We start from the raw sequence: 13,053 nt of genomic DNA, 5'->3' as shown, positions 1-13,053 counted from the left end.
GGAAATCATCATGAATTATGAAGTTATTGTTATTGGGGGAGGCCCGGTCGGCCTGACGGTTGCGGCGGAGCTGGCCTTGGCCGATATAAAAGTCTGTGTCATTGAGCAATTAAAAGAAACAACCCCTTACTCCAAGGCGCTTACCATTCACCCGAGAAGTCTGGAGCTGCTGGATATGCGTGGCCTGAAGGGAAGACTGCTGGAGCTGGGACAACCGCTTCCGACAGGACATTTCGCAGTTCTCGATACTCGGCTTGATTTTAGTGCTCTGGATTCTGCATCCAATTACACGCTCTATCTTGAACAGGAGCATACTGAACAGATGCTGGAAGACTGGGCCCGCAGTCTTGGGGTTGACATTTTACGTGAGCAGCGGGCGCTGCGTATTGAGCAGCATGATGAAAGGGCGGAGGTCCTGGTCAGCGGCCGGGATGGAGAGAGTCTGCTCACTGCCCAGTATGTCGTCGGTGCCGATGGAGCCGGCAGTACCGCACGTAAGCAGGCGGGCATTGCATTCAACGGAACGGATACGACCATCACAGCGATTCTGGGGGATGTGGCCCTAAACGAGCCGCCTGCAGGACCGGTATCCAGTTATAATGAAAAGGGGATCGTGATGATTGTACCGATGACACCTCCTCTGTACCGTGTGGTTGTCGTTGATGCTGCAAGAACAGGCGTGCCTAAAGAGGAGCCGGTAACCTTGGACGAGCTATGTTCAAGTCTGCAACGGATCGTTGGCACCGATTATGGCATAACTGACGCTCACTGGCTCTCCCGGTTCGGCAATGCCACCCGCCAGGCGGACCGATATAGGGAAGGACGCATTTTGCTCGCCGGTGATGCTGCCCATATTCATTTTCCGGCCGGAGGGCAGGGGATGAATGTCGGTCTGCAGGAAGCCTTTAATCTGGGTTGGAAGCTCGCCGCCCAAATTAAAGGAAAGGCGCCGGATTGGCTGCTGGACAGCTACCATGAGGAGCGTTATCCGGTGAACACCGCCTTGCTGAGAAACACGGAAGTGCAGACGATGCTGATGGAATCCTCGCCGAAGGTGAAGGAACTGCGTGACCTGCTTTCGCGTATGCTGCAAATTCCTGCAGCCAATTATATTATGGCAGAGCAGATTTCGGCATTCCATGTCCGTTATGCTCCTGATGCGAATATGCCGGAGCATCCGTTGAACGGCTGCAGGCTGGCTGATATCCAAATTAAGCTTTCGGATGGAAGCATCCATAGATTTTATGACTATTTCCATTCCGGCAAATTTGTGCTGCTGCATGCTGTGGATGAACCAAGTCTGCAGGAGGCTTGTTCCGGATTGGACGATCAGCGGGTGCTTGTTGTACAGGGAGAAGTTGAGTCCACAAAAGCCGACTGGCACAACGTTCATGCTGCTCTTGTCCGGCCTGACGGTTATGTTGCCTGGGCGGTGAACCGGACGGAGGACAATGTTCATGAAATCATTAAAAAGGGACTTGATCACTGGGGGCTTAAAGCATAAGTACCCCGGATTCTGACCTTTTTATTGTTTTGGGGTAAACAATATGTATAATAAGGAGGACGAAACTAACCGGAGGAGCATGCTGTTAAACATGAAGGATACGGATGTGACCAAAGAGTGGATTTTTGAATTGTTCATCAGGCTGATCAGCCAGCAGGAAGTGAAGGATAACGTAATGACCTCACGGGTCGAGGAAGAAAAGGACAAGCTGGAGGAGACGCTCGGCCTCCGTCTGAATCTGAACCTGTCGGACATTCACATGATTGCATGCATAGGCGATCACGAGCCGATCAATGTCACTACACTCTCCGAGAAAATGAATTTAACGAAGGGCTCCATTACCCGCATCAGCGGCAAACTGCTGGAGCAGGGCTTGATCAGAAGGGAACAGCTCAACGACAACAAGAAAGAGGTTTTCTTCCGTTTAACCCTGCGGGGAGAGCAGCTTCATGTTATCCATGACAAGCTTCATAAGGAAGTTGAACAGCGGTTCAAAGACTTCCTCGGCAAATATACGCCTGAGCAGTTGGATTTCGCCAAGGAGCTGCTGCAGGATCTGCTTGCATGGGAATACTAAAGGAACAGCGCACCGGTCAAATACAAGGCCAGTGCGCTGTTCTTTTGTCATGTCTGTGTTATTTAAACATCAGGTCGATTTCTTCGATGTCCTGCTTTGTAAGATGAAATTTCTGAGGTCAGTGCGGCTTGATCCTGTTTCCTGTATATAAAGCGAAGCAACTTCGCATAGCTCGAAGCCAGAATTTGCTGGAATAAGGATCCCAGAATCACAGGCAGCACAACGGCAGGGGCAAAATAAGTCATGGCCAGCACCGTCCCTGCGCTGATGTTGCGCATGCCGCAGTTAAAGGTCATCGCCACGGTGATCCCGCGGTCCCATTTGCACAGCCGTGCTGCCAGCAGTCCGAAGAGATAACCTGAAGCGGCCACCAGCAAAATGACCATTGCGATCTGAACGAGCTTCCAGTCAAAATCCAGCATAAAGGGAGCGACCACAGAGCCGTTAATGGAAATGACGGCAATCAATCCGATTTTGCTGAAAGGAGCGAGCAAGGGGCCGAGCCCGTTTTTTATTTGCCCTTTTGTCAGATAATTAAGCAGCATACCTAGCAAGGAAGGAAGAACGACCATCCACAGCAAGCCTGCCATCATGCCGAGCGTATCGATCTGCACATCGGCTCCGACCACAACCTTCAGGGTGTAAGGTACGATAAAAGGAGACAGGAAGGTATCAATCAGGATCAGTGATAGTGTCACGGCGATGTTGCCTTTGAATATGGATACCCACATAAAGCTGATGATCCCGGTAGGAATCGTAAAAGCGAGCAAAATTCCTGTGATTGTATAGATGTCTGAGGGAAAGAAAAGTGATCCTGCGGCCCAGCCGACCAAGGGCATCCATACATGAAGCAGCAGCAGGGACATAAGCAGCGGCAGTGGGCGGGCCAGCACTCTTTTCAGATCGTTAAAGCTGGAGCCCAGGCTGCCGGCAAACGTCATAAAAGCAAATATCCACGGAACCAGCCCGATATAAGGACTCAGCCAGCGTGCGAGCAGGATGCCGAGCACCAAACTGCCGGGCGCGATCAGCGGAGTCCATTTTTCCATAACGGTATTTATGCGAATTAAACAGCTTCTTATCAAGGAAGGTTCTCTCCAATCTGGTCAGAAAACGGTGAACGATTCTGTATTAATGGTATAATACAACTTTGAACAACATCAAGGGTGTGAAATAAGCATGAAGGTGAAGTTTTGCAGAAAAAATCTGGCTAAAGGCTCCAAGCCTGCATACAAAACGTTAAAGGATATTTACCAGAAAGACGACGATATTAAGATCAAAAAGAAGGATTGTCTCGGTAGCTGCAAAATATGCAGAACAGAATGTTTCGCCGTCATGAAATCAGAGGTCATCCGGGCGTCGGAGGCTGAACTGCTGCTGCAGAAGCTGGAGAAGCGGATCAGCAAAAAATAAACGTCCGACTAGGCTGCTCATTGGCTGGCTAGACACGGGAACGGTCGCGATAGGCGGAAGGGGACATGCCGAGCTGCTTCCGGAAAACTCTGCTTAAATAGTAGCCGTTCTCGTATCCGCATTGCTCTGCGATTTCCTCCAGCGTTAGCATGCTTTCTTCCAGCAGCCGGCAGGCTCTGCGCATGCGGAGGCTTGTCACATATTCGCTCGGGTTGACGGCATACGCGGCCCGGAATCTGCGTGTAAGCTGTACCGGGGTTAGCTTCAGTTCCCGCGCCAGCCCGCGCAGATTGATTTTGCCGCATGCTTCCTCGGTCAGTCTGGCCCAGGCTTGGGCCATCAAAGGATCATGAACCGCCGTCTGCACAGCGGGTGCAGGCGGCTTTAGCGATGCCGTCAGCAGCAGATCATCCAGCAAATGCTGAAAGACGGCTGGCTGATGCTCTCCCACGGCTCCTTGCGGCGCGGGCATTTCGCGCAGCAGCGCGCAGGTGGAGTGGAAACGGGGCAGCCAGTCCCGGCTGATACGCATGGCTCCAGTCTGCAACGGGTAGAAATACATACAACTGTCCAATATTGGATTAGGCTCCACATTGAAATGCAGAAAGTGAAAGCTCAGCGGCTGAATCACCTTCCTTCCAAACGGAATATCCGGCGGGCACAGCACAAGGTCCCCTTCTGTTCCGTCTCCTTCTATTTCTCCAATGATATAGGAAAAGCTTCCGTTCTCCACTGCAAACAGGGTCCAGACAGGATAAATGTCGGAGTTTTTCGCAAATTCTTTTTTATTCTGCCAGTAGTGATGCCACAAATAGGTTGTACGCCCCAGCACACGTATCCCTCCTTGAGCTGTATGAAATAAAGTATAAACCCACATGAAAGAAAATGCATTCATTCCCTTTTATTGTTCGCTTATGATGAAATGAAAGCTATGAACATCATCTCTGAAAGGGGACTTGAAGGCATGAGGGAGGAACATCAGTCATTTGATATTACGGTCATCGGCGGGGGACTAGCCGGCGTCTGTGCGGCCGTCGCAGCGGCAAGACTGGGGCAGCGGGTGGCACTGGTGCATAACCGGCCTGTGCTGGGGGGCAATTCCAGCAGCGAGGTACGGGTTTGGGTATGCGGCGGGACGGCGCACGGCGTTAACCGTTATGCCCGTGAAACTGGCATTATGGGCGAAATGCTGGTGGAGAACCAGTACCGTAATCCGCTCGGCAATCCGTATTTATGGGACCTGGTGGTGCTGGAGACGGTAAGATCCGAACCGAACCTATCCCTCTTTCTGAATACCGACGTATATGAAGTGGACGTCTATGAGGATGGCGGGCAGCAGGTAATCCGTTCTGTGACAGGCTGGATGACAGGCTCCGAGCGGCGCATCATGTTCAGCAGCGATATCTTTCTGGATTGTACAGGTGATGGTCTTGTCGGCTTTCTGGCGGGAGCGCGCTACCGGATTGGCAGGGAGGCCAAGTCAGAATTTCAGGAGGACTGGGCTCCCTTGGTGAGCGACGATATCACGCTTGGCAGCACGCTGCTGTTCTACACGAAGGATGCGGGTGAACCGGTCAGGTTTGTGGCGCCGTCCTTTGCCCGTGATATCGAAGCGGCGGGTCTTCCCATGCGCAGGGTTATCCAGAGCGGCGATAACGGCTGCCACTATTGGTGGATCGAGTGGGGAGGAGAGCTGGACACGCTGCATGATAATGAACGCATCCGTGACGAATTATGGGCTGTCATCTACGGAATATGGGATTATATCAAAAACTCCGGCAAATTCGGAGCGGAGCGGCTGACGCTGGAGTGGGTCGGATCAGTGCCTGGAAAAAGGGAGTACCGGCGCTTTATCGGCGATTATATGCTGACGCAAAACGATATTGTGGCGCAGACGCCGTTCAATGACCGCGTCGCTTACGGCGGCTGGTCGATTGACCTGCATCCTCCGCAGGGCATGTACGCCAAGGAGCGCGGCTCCAAGCACCGGCACGCCGATGGAAACTACCATATTCCTTTCAGGGCGCTGTATTCCGTCAATGTGCGCAACCTGCTGTTTGCCGGTCGCAACATCAGCGCGACGCATGTAGCCTTCGGCACCACACGGGTCATGGGGACCTGTGCCGTGATGGGTGAAGCGGCCGGAACGGGGGCCGCGCTGTGCATTCAGTATGGCATCCGCCCCAGAGAGCTGTATCGTTTCAGGCTCAGAGAGCTGCAGTTGACGCTGCTGCGCCAGGATGCCGCCGTGCTCGGTTTATGTGTGCCGGATGAGCAGAATCAGGCGCAATCCGCGCAGGTGCGGGCATCCTCCTGGATGTCACGCATCGAGATTACCGAATCGGCGGGCATGCAGCGGTTGGAGCGGGACGCTGCCGTTCTGCTACCGTTCTGGACACGGTCCGGCAAGCTGGAGCTGCTTGTGGATGTTGAGGAGGCGACCAAGCTGGAGTTGGAGGTCTGGAGCACCGGCCGGCCGGAAAATTATATTCCGATCCATTGCGAATGCAAGGCCGCTGCGGAGGTACAGCCTGGGCAGAAGCAGTGGGCTGCTTTTGAAATACCGTGGGAGCCTGAGGAAGCGCAAAATGCCTTCGTTATTATCCGCAGCAACCCGGCAGTGGCGCTCCACTGGTCTGATGCTGCGTTCACCGGCGTGCTCAGCTTTGAGTGGGATGAAGCGGCTGCTAGAAAAGACAGCGGATTTGACCAGCCTGTGGTGATCTGGAGTCAGCGCGGTCGTGTGCGGAGGCCTTTCTGCGTCAGGTCGGATGCCGGGACCGCATATGCCCCGCAGAATATAATCGACGGATACAACAGGCCATATGGTGGGCCGCACTCCTGGGTGTCAGAGCGGATGAAGGATGGCGCTGAGGAGTGGATCGCCCTTGAGTGGCCTAAGCTGCAAAGCGTGCGCGAAATTCAGGTGATCTTCAACGACGATGTTAATGAGGATTTGATCAATCTGCATCATCACCGGACACCGTTTGAGACCATTCCCGAGCTTGTCGCGGATTACAGGCTCGAAGCGCGCTGCAGAGGAAGCTGGACGCTTCTGTTCCATGAGGCCGGCAACCGGAAGCGTCGCCGTGTTCACCGGCTGGAGGTGCCAGTGAGCACAGACGCCGTGCGGCTGGTCATCGAGCGCACGAATGGGGCTCTAAGCGCGGAGGTGGTCGCCATCCGGGTTTACGAATGAACCGAATCGTTGGTGGCTGCACGGTAAGCCTTCGGGGAGACACCGTGTAGCTGCTTGAATTTTCTGGAGAAATAAGCCAGCTCTATACCCATATGCTCTGCGATATCGGTAATGCCCCAATCAGAGAAGGAGAGCAGGTGTCTAGCCTCTTCCATCCGCTTCTCCAGCACATACCTCATCGGTGTAACGCCCATGTATTTTTTGAAATAGGAGATAAAGTAATTGGGGTGCAGATGCATGATTTCCGCAAGCTGTTCCACCTGCAGTTGCTCATGCAGATGGCTGTTGATATACTGCAGCACATTGGCCAGGTTGCCGTGTTCCGCTGGCAGCACGAATTCATGAATAAAGTCGGTATGTCCCTCTTCTTCAAAGCAGCAGGCCAGGATAGAGAGGACGGAGGCCTTCATTCTCAGCACAGAATACACGCTGGGCCGGTTGAATTGCGTGATCGTGTCAGCGAATAGGGAGCGGACGGCTGCAGGTTCGGAAACGTCGGTAATGAAAAGCCGGCTCGCGGCGTGAAACAATGGCCATTCACCGATGCGTGCGTCAAAATGGATAAAATAACGGTCATACGGATTGTGAACGGACGTCTCGGTGATCTGCCGGGTGAAGGCTGGCATCAGCATAACCTGGTTGGCTCTGGGATAGTAGGGGACATCGTTGATCACCACTTTCCCTTCACCGCCGGCGATGAAATAAAGCCTGTTAAATGAAGGTTGTTCCTCCGAACGGTTCCAGCCGGCATACGTGCTGCGCTGCTGGGCATGGGATACACTGACCGTCAGTCCGTCGAGCAGTCCGAAGTAGAACGGGTTCGAGGCATCCACTGCGATTGCACCTCCTGAGCCACGGCGAGTCTGCAGCATAGCTTAAACGATCAGCAGGCCGTGTCGTATTGTTAGCGCTGTCATTCATTATAGCAGATTTATCGGATTCATCTTAGGATCGTACAAAAACTCCTTAGTTACGGCTATGTTCTGGCCATTGTTCTCAGGCTACACTCAAGAAGGATGGAAAAGGGTGATCTGATAAGGAAGAGGGAGGCTGGAACGGAATGGAGAAGGTGCGATTCGGAATCATTGGCATCGGCAATATGGGAACCTCGCATGCTCTCAGCTTGAGCCGGCACATTCAGGGAGCGGAGCTGACTGCGGTATGTGATGCGAACCCCGACCGCCTTCGCTGGGCGGAGGAGAAATTGCCCGACACCGTGCTCAAATTCAGCGATGCGGAAGACTTTTATGCTTCAGAGGCTATGGATGCGGTACTCATCGCCACGCCGCATTATGATCATCCCCCGCTTGCGGTGCAGGCCTTCCGGCATGGCTATCATGTGTTGGTGGAGAAGCCTGCCGGCGTGTACACGAAGGCGGTGCGTGAAATGAACGTGGCCGCAGCGGGGACAGGCAGGATGTTCGGCATCATGTATAATCAGCGCACCAATCCGCTGTACCAGAAGCTGCGGGATTTGGTGCTGTCGGGTGAGCTGGGCGAGGTGCGCAGAATGAACTGGATCATTACGAACTGGTACCGCTCTCAAAGCTACTATGATTCTGGGGGCTGGAGAGCGACCTGGGCCGGGGAAGGGGGCGGCGTGCTTCTGAACCAGGACCCCCACCAGCTCGATTTGTGGCAGTGGACGACAGGTATGATGCCGGTACGGATCAGAGCCTTCTGCCAATTTGGCAAGTATCGCAATATTGAAGTGGAAGACGATGTTACGGCTTATGCAGAGTATGAAAATGGGGCGACAGGCGTTTTTATTACGACTACCGGCGAAGCACCGGGCACGAACCGCTTCGAGGTGACGGGCGATCGCGGCAAAATTGTGGCCGAGGATGGCAAGCTGACCTTCTGGAGGCTGCGGACGCCGGAGCCTGAATTTAACGCGACCTATAAAGGGGGCTTCGGCAGTCCGGAATGCTGGACATGCGAAATCCCTGTAGCTGGCGGGGATGGAAGCCAACACAGGGGTATTCTGCAAAATTTCACGAATGCGATTCTGTATGGAGAAAAGCTGCTTGCCCCAGGGGAGGAAGGCATTCTCGGACTGACATTATCCAATGCGATGCATTTGTCCACCTGGACCGACGATTGGGTCAGCCTGCCTCTGAATGAGCAATTGTACGCAGACATGCTGAATGAACGAATTCGTCATTCTTCCTTCCGTAAAAATGACGGAGGCAGTGTCGTATTGGATGTATCAGGTTCACATTAGGCATTAGACCCGGGCTGATTCGATATACCTATGAAAGGAGCGACTGCATATGAAGCTTTCTGTATTTACAGTTGCTACACCGGAGCTTACACCAGAGGCGCTGGTGGATGCTGCCAGGGAAGCGGGGCTCGACGGGGTGGAGTGGAGGTATAAGGAGATCTCACCGAATACCGTAGAAGAGCAGCCCTCGTACTGGCGCAATAACCGCTGCACCATCGATCCACGGCTTTCCGGGGAAGAATTGCTGAGATTTAGAGAAATCACGCTATCAAGGGAGCTTAAGGTGGCGGGGCTGATGCCTTATCTGCCGGTGGGAAATTTGGAGGCGGCGGAGCAGGCTTTTCATGCGGCAAGTCAATTAGGAGCAGGGATGATTCGTGTCGGTGTCGCAGGATATGACGGAACCGCGCCTTATCCGCGGCTGTATGAAGAAACGGTGCGGTATCTGCAGGAGGTAGAGGCTCTGGCCAAAAGGTATGGCATTAAGGGGCTGGTTGAAACCCACCACAGGACGATCGCGCCGAGCGCGTCTCTCGCCTACCGTCTCGTCAGCGGCTGCAATCCCGATTATATCGGGGTTCTCTATGATCCGGGCAACATGGTGTATGAGGGATATGAGCCGTTCCAAATGGGAATAGAGCTGCTTGGTCCTTATCTTGCGCATGTGCATATCAAGAACGCCGCCTGGAGGCAGGAGGGACGGCGAGCGGACGGCACTGTACGCTGGTTGGCGGACTGGTCCCCGCTGGAGGAAGGAATGATCAATTATGCAGAGGTGTTGCAGAGCCTGAAATCCGTCCAGTATGCAGGCTATCTCGGCATTGAGGATTTCAGCGGCCAATATGACTCACGGCAGCTTCTGAAAGCGTTTGCTAAATTCATACGGGAAAGGCTGTGAGCACATGGCTGAAAACAGGCAGGACGGCATGAATTATGCGCCGCAGGGCAAGCCTGATCCGGTCGTTCGCCCCGGTGAATTTGTCATCGCAGCAGCGGCTCTGGATCACGGCCATATTTACGGCATGGTCAACGGGCTGACGGAAGCGGGAGCGACGCTGAAATGGGTGTACGACCCCGATCCGGCGAAGGTGCGCCAATTCAGGGAAAGGTTCCCGGAGGCCAGACCCGCGGCCAGCCTGGAGGAAGTGCTGGATGATCCCGAGGTTCGGCTGGTGGCCGCAGCGGCCGTGCCCTCTGAGCGCTGCGCCCTCGGCTTGCAGGTCATGGACGCAGGCAAGGATTATTTCACCGACAAGGCCCCGTTCACTTCGCTGCAGCAGCTTGAAAGCGCGCGCCGGAAAACGGCGGCAACCGGCCGGAAATATGCCGTATATTACAGCGAAAGAATCCATGTGGAAGCTGCCGTGTTCGCGGGGCAGCTTGTGCAGCAGGGAGTGATCGGTCGGGTGCTGCAGGTGACAGGCTTCGGTCCGCACCGTTTGAATGCCGCCTCCCGCCCGGAGTGGTTCTTCCGTAAGCAGAATTATGGCGGCATTCTCTGCGATATCGGGAGCCATCAGATCGAGCAGTTTCTCTATTTTACAGGAAATCGGAATGCCAAAGTGCTGCACAGCAAGGTAGCCAACTACCACCATCCGCAGTATGCCGAGCTGGAGGATTACGGGGATGCGACACTGCTTGGTGACAACGGCAGCACCCATTACTTCCGGGTGGACTGGTTCACACCGGACGGTCTGGGGACGTGGGGGGATGGAAGAACTTTCATCCTTGGCACGGAAGGAACGATTGAGCTGCGCAAATATATCGATGTTGCCAGAACTACACAAGGAAATCATGTGTACCTGGTCAATGGAGACGGGGAGCAGCATTTTGAAGTCAGCGGCAAGGTGGGATATCCCTATTTTGGCGAGCTGATTCTGGACTGCTTGCACCGCACGGAGAGGGCCATGACGCAGGAGCATGCGTTCAAGGCGGCAGAGCTATGCCTGCAGGCTCAGGACATGGCATTGCATATTGCGGTTGAACAGGAGGTATGAGCATGAAGCAACTGGGTGCGGCCATCATCGGTTGCGGCTCGATTCATCCGCTGCATGCTCTGTCGGTCAGCGAACTGGAGGATGTGACGCTGAGGCTGCTGGTGGACCGGGACAGGAACAAGGCGGAAGCCGCCGCGTCGGAATACGGGGGCGAGGCAGCGGACGATTATCTTGCCATTCTGGAGCGGGAGGACATCGACGTAGTGCATCTATGTACGCCGCATCATGAGCATGCCGGGATGGCCGTCGAGCTGCTGAAGGCCGGGAAGCATGTGGTGACGGAAAAGCCGTTGGCCGCAGGCATCGAAGCAGCGGAACGGATGGTGCAGGCCGCAGACCATAGCAAGGGACAACTGGGTGTGGTGCTGCAGAACCGATACAACGAGTCCTCACAAACCATTTACAGAATCATTGAATCGGGCGAGCTGGGCCGGTTGGTTGGCATGAAGGGCATCGTGACCTGGCACCGGAATGAAGGCTATTATGCAAAAGGTGGCTGGAGAGGAAAATGGGCTACGGAAGGCGGCGGGGTGCTGATCAACCAGGCCATCCATACACTGGATCTGCTGCAGTGGTTCGGCGGACCGGTGGAAGCTGTCCGGGGCAGTGTAACGACGGATGTGCTGGATGGTGTCATCGAGGTGGAGGACACCGCTCATGCTCATTTCCGGTTTGCCAGCGGAGCGACGGCGATTCTATATGCCACCAACGCTTATGCGGTCAATTCACCGGTGGAGCTGGAGATCGTATTTGAGCAAGGGACCCTTCATCAGCGGAGGGATTGTCTGTATCTTTCTAGGGACGGGCGGGAAACGCTGTTGTGTGAGCCGCCGCTTGCCATCACCGGTGCCAAAAGCTATTGGGGAACCGGGCACAGGCTGATGATTCGCGATTTTTATGCACATGTTCGGGAAGGAAAGAAATTTTGGCTTGACGGTACCGAAGGCATCAAATCGCTCAGACTGGTGAAGCAGGTTTATGAAGCCTCCCGTACTGCCCACATTAAATAAAGCGCAAAAAACAGCGAAAGCAGGTGTTCCTTCCTTGTTCGGAAGGGATGAACCTGCTTTTTTGCTTAAACAAAGTTCGGCTTAAAAAAAGCTTGCTTTCTGACTTGCTTGGATGTATAGTATTAATTACGTGATTCATAGATTTACTTTCAAATATGCGGTCGTGGCGGAATTGGCAGACGCGCACGGTTCAGGTCCGTGTGGGCTAACCCCCCGTGGAGGTTCGAGTCCTCTCGACCGCATCAATTTAGCAGTGAAAAAGCTCTTGAATTTGTCCTTGTGACGATTCAGGAGCTTTTTTATATACCCGGAATTTGCAAGACCTTGCTCACCACTTGAGCCGAAGAAAACTTTGAACTGTATTCAAGATGAACAAATCTGCGAAACCGTAAAAGCACAGGCGGAAATCAAAAGTCCGGCCCTGGCGATAGCCGGCGCAACTGAAAAAATGTACAACTATGACAACAGCTGTCACCATTGTCGATTAAGATGAACTTGAAAGCGAATTTATCCAAGAAAGGGATGGGAAGATGTACGTTACAGTTGAAGATTTGATCGCCGAATGGAAGAAAGAGGCTGTATTAACCCAGAAGGTGCTGGACGGGTTGACCGATAAAGCGCTCTTGCAGCAGGTATATCCGGAGGGACGGATGTTGGGAAGAATTGCGTGGCATTTTGTCGCGAATATCCCGGATTATTTAACTGAATTCGGAGTCTCGGTAGCAAAAGTGTCAAATCCGAACGAACTGCCGTCTGCAAAGGAGATTGCGGAAACCTTTAATGAGATAAGCTCTCATGTAGTCACTGCTCTTCAAGAGCAGTGGACGGACGATTCGTTGAAGCAAATTCAAAATGCGTTCGGCAGAATGGAATCCAACGCGACGATCTTCATGGGATTGATCAAACATATCGTTCATCATCGAGGCCAAGTTACAGTTCTGATGCGCCAAGCGGGGTTGCCTATACCTGCAGTATATGGTCCTTCCAAGGAAGGTTGGGCACAGTTAGGAGTGACGACGCCACCGCTTTGAGTGTGCGTCATTTACAGGTGCTCAGCATAATTTAAGGATCGCAACAGCGGCCAGGCTAGGGCTTTATTTTCACGCCCTAGTCCGCCGCTGTTGCATTT

At 53.7% G+C, this 13,053-nt stretch carries 12 protein-coding genes and 1 tRNA gene; 10 read left to right on the top strand and 3 right to left on the bottom strand.

Translation table 11 applies throughout. From position 1 onward, the window contains the following. The first annotated feature begins 10 nt into the window (after nt 1-10). Entirely contained in the window at nt 11-1,504 is a 1,494-nt protein-coding gene (locus tag OIN60_RS13710; RefSeq protein ID WP_305755404.1) for a monooxygenase, read from the top strand. A 43-nt stretch (nt 1,505-1,547) separates the two neighbouring features. Continuing rightward, nucleotides 1,548-2,081 (top strand): MarR family transcriptional regulator, encoded by a 534-nt coding sequence (locus tag OIN60_RS13705; RefSeq protein ID WP_370872487.1) that lies wholly within the window; start codon nt 1,548-1,550, stop codon nt 2,079-2,081. A 62-nt stretch (nt 2,082-2,143) separates the two neighbouring features. On the opposite strand, the gene OIN60_RS13700 is transcribed toward OIN60_RS13705, so the two are convergent. Then, nucleotides 2,144-3,130 carry a bile acid:sodium symporter family protein gene (locus OIN60_RS13700; RefSeq protein ID WP_305755403.1) on the bottom strand — a complete coding sequence of 329 codons (987 nt, stop codon included), beginning with the start codon at nt 3,128-3,130 and terminating at the stop codon, nt 2,144-2,146. Between the two features lie 130 nt (nt 3,131-3,260). Here OIN60_RS13700 and OIN60_RS13695 point away from each other — a divergent pair, with 130 nt between their 5' ends. Next, entirely contained in the window at nt 3,261-3,494 is a 234-nt protein-coding gene (locus OIN60_RS13695; RefSeq protein WP_305755402.1) for a DUF1450 domain-containing protein, read from the top strand. A 28-nt stretch (nt 3,495-3,522) separates the two neighbouring features. On the opposite strand, the gene OIN60_RS13690 is transcribed toward OIN60_RS13695, so the two are convergent. Beyond that, a complete protein-coding gene (locus OIN60_RS13690; protein WP_305755401.1) occupies nt 3,523-4,326 on the bottom strand; it encodes a helix-turn-helix domain-containing protein in 804 nt (267 codons plus the stop codon). Nucleotides 4,327-4,458: 132 nt separating this feature from the next. Between OIN60_RS13690 and OIN60_RS13685 the strand changes: the two genes are divergently transcribed. Continuing rightward, complete coding sequence (locus OIN60_RS13685) at nt 4,459-6,693, top strand: FAD-dependent oxidoreductase (protein ID WP_305755400.1); 2,235 nt, start codon at nt 4,459-4,461, stop codon at nt 6,691-6,693. On the opposite strand, the gene OIN60_RS13680 is transcribed toward OIN60_RS13685, so the two are convergent. Then, the gene (locus OIN60_RS13680) at nt 6,684-7,526 is read right to left on the bottom strand and encodes a helix-turn-helix transcriptional regulator (RefSeq protein ID WP_305755399.1); all 843 of its coding nucleotides are present in this window, start codon (nt 7,524-7,526) and stop codon (nt 6,684-6,686) included. The two genes, OIN60_RS13685 and OIN60_RS13680, sit on opposite strands and share 10 nt — an antisense overlap. Before the next feature lie 227 nt (nt 7,527-7,753). On the opposite strand from OIN60_RS13680, the gene OIN60_RS13675 reads away from it, so the two are divergent. From OIN60_RS13675 to OIN60_RS13650, 6 genes are all read left to right on the top strand, one after another. Continuing rightward, nucleotides 7,754-8,917, top strand: coding sequence for a Gfo/Idh/MocA family protein (locus tag OIN60_RS13675; protein WP_305755398.1), 1,164 nt, complete (start codon nt 7,754-7,756; stop codon nt 8,915-8,917). Nucleotides 8,918-8,966: 49 nt separating this feature from the next. Further along, nucleotides 8,967-9,815, top strand: coding sequence for a sugar phosphate isomerase/epimerase family protein (locus OIN60_RS13670; protein ID WP_305755397.1), 849 nt, complete (start codon nt 8,967-8,969; stop codon nt 9,813-9,815). A 4-nt stretch (nt 9,816-9,819) separates the two neighbouring features. After that, a complete protein-coding gene (locus OIN60_RS13665) occupies nt 9,820-10,914 on the top strand; it encodes a Gfo/Idh/MocA family protein (RefSeq protein WP_305755396.1) in 1,095 nt (364 codons plus the stop codon). Nucleotides 10,915-10,916: 2 nt separating this feature from the next. Beyond that, entirely contained in the window at nt 10,917-11,924 is a 1,008-nt protein-coding gene (locus tag OIN60_RS13660; RefSeq protein ID WP_305755395.1) for a Gfo/Idh/MocA family protein, read from the top strand. Nucleotides 11,925-12,081: 157 nt separating this feature from the next. Beyond that, nucleotides 12,082-12,166 (top strand) — tRNA-Leu (locus OIN60_RS13655). A gap of 288 nt (nt 12,167-12,454) precedes the next feature. Next, nucleotides 12,455-12,955, top strand: a complete 501-nt coding sequence (locus tag OIN60_RS13650) for a DinB family protein (RefSeq protein WP_305755394.1) — start codon at nt 12,455-12,457, stop codon at nt 12,953-12,955. The last annotated feature ends 98 nt before the right edge of the window (nt 12,956-13,053 follow it).

Origin of the sequence: Paenibacillus zeirhizosphaerae (genome assembly GCF_030705605.1) — a bacterium.
Classification (GTDB): Bacteria; Bacillota; Bacilli; order Paenibacillales; family Paenibacillaceae; genus Paenibacillus; species Paenibacillus zeirhizosphaerae.
Note: the sequence above shows the minus strand (reverse complement) of the source record. Positions and strands in the feature narration are given on the sequence as shown.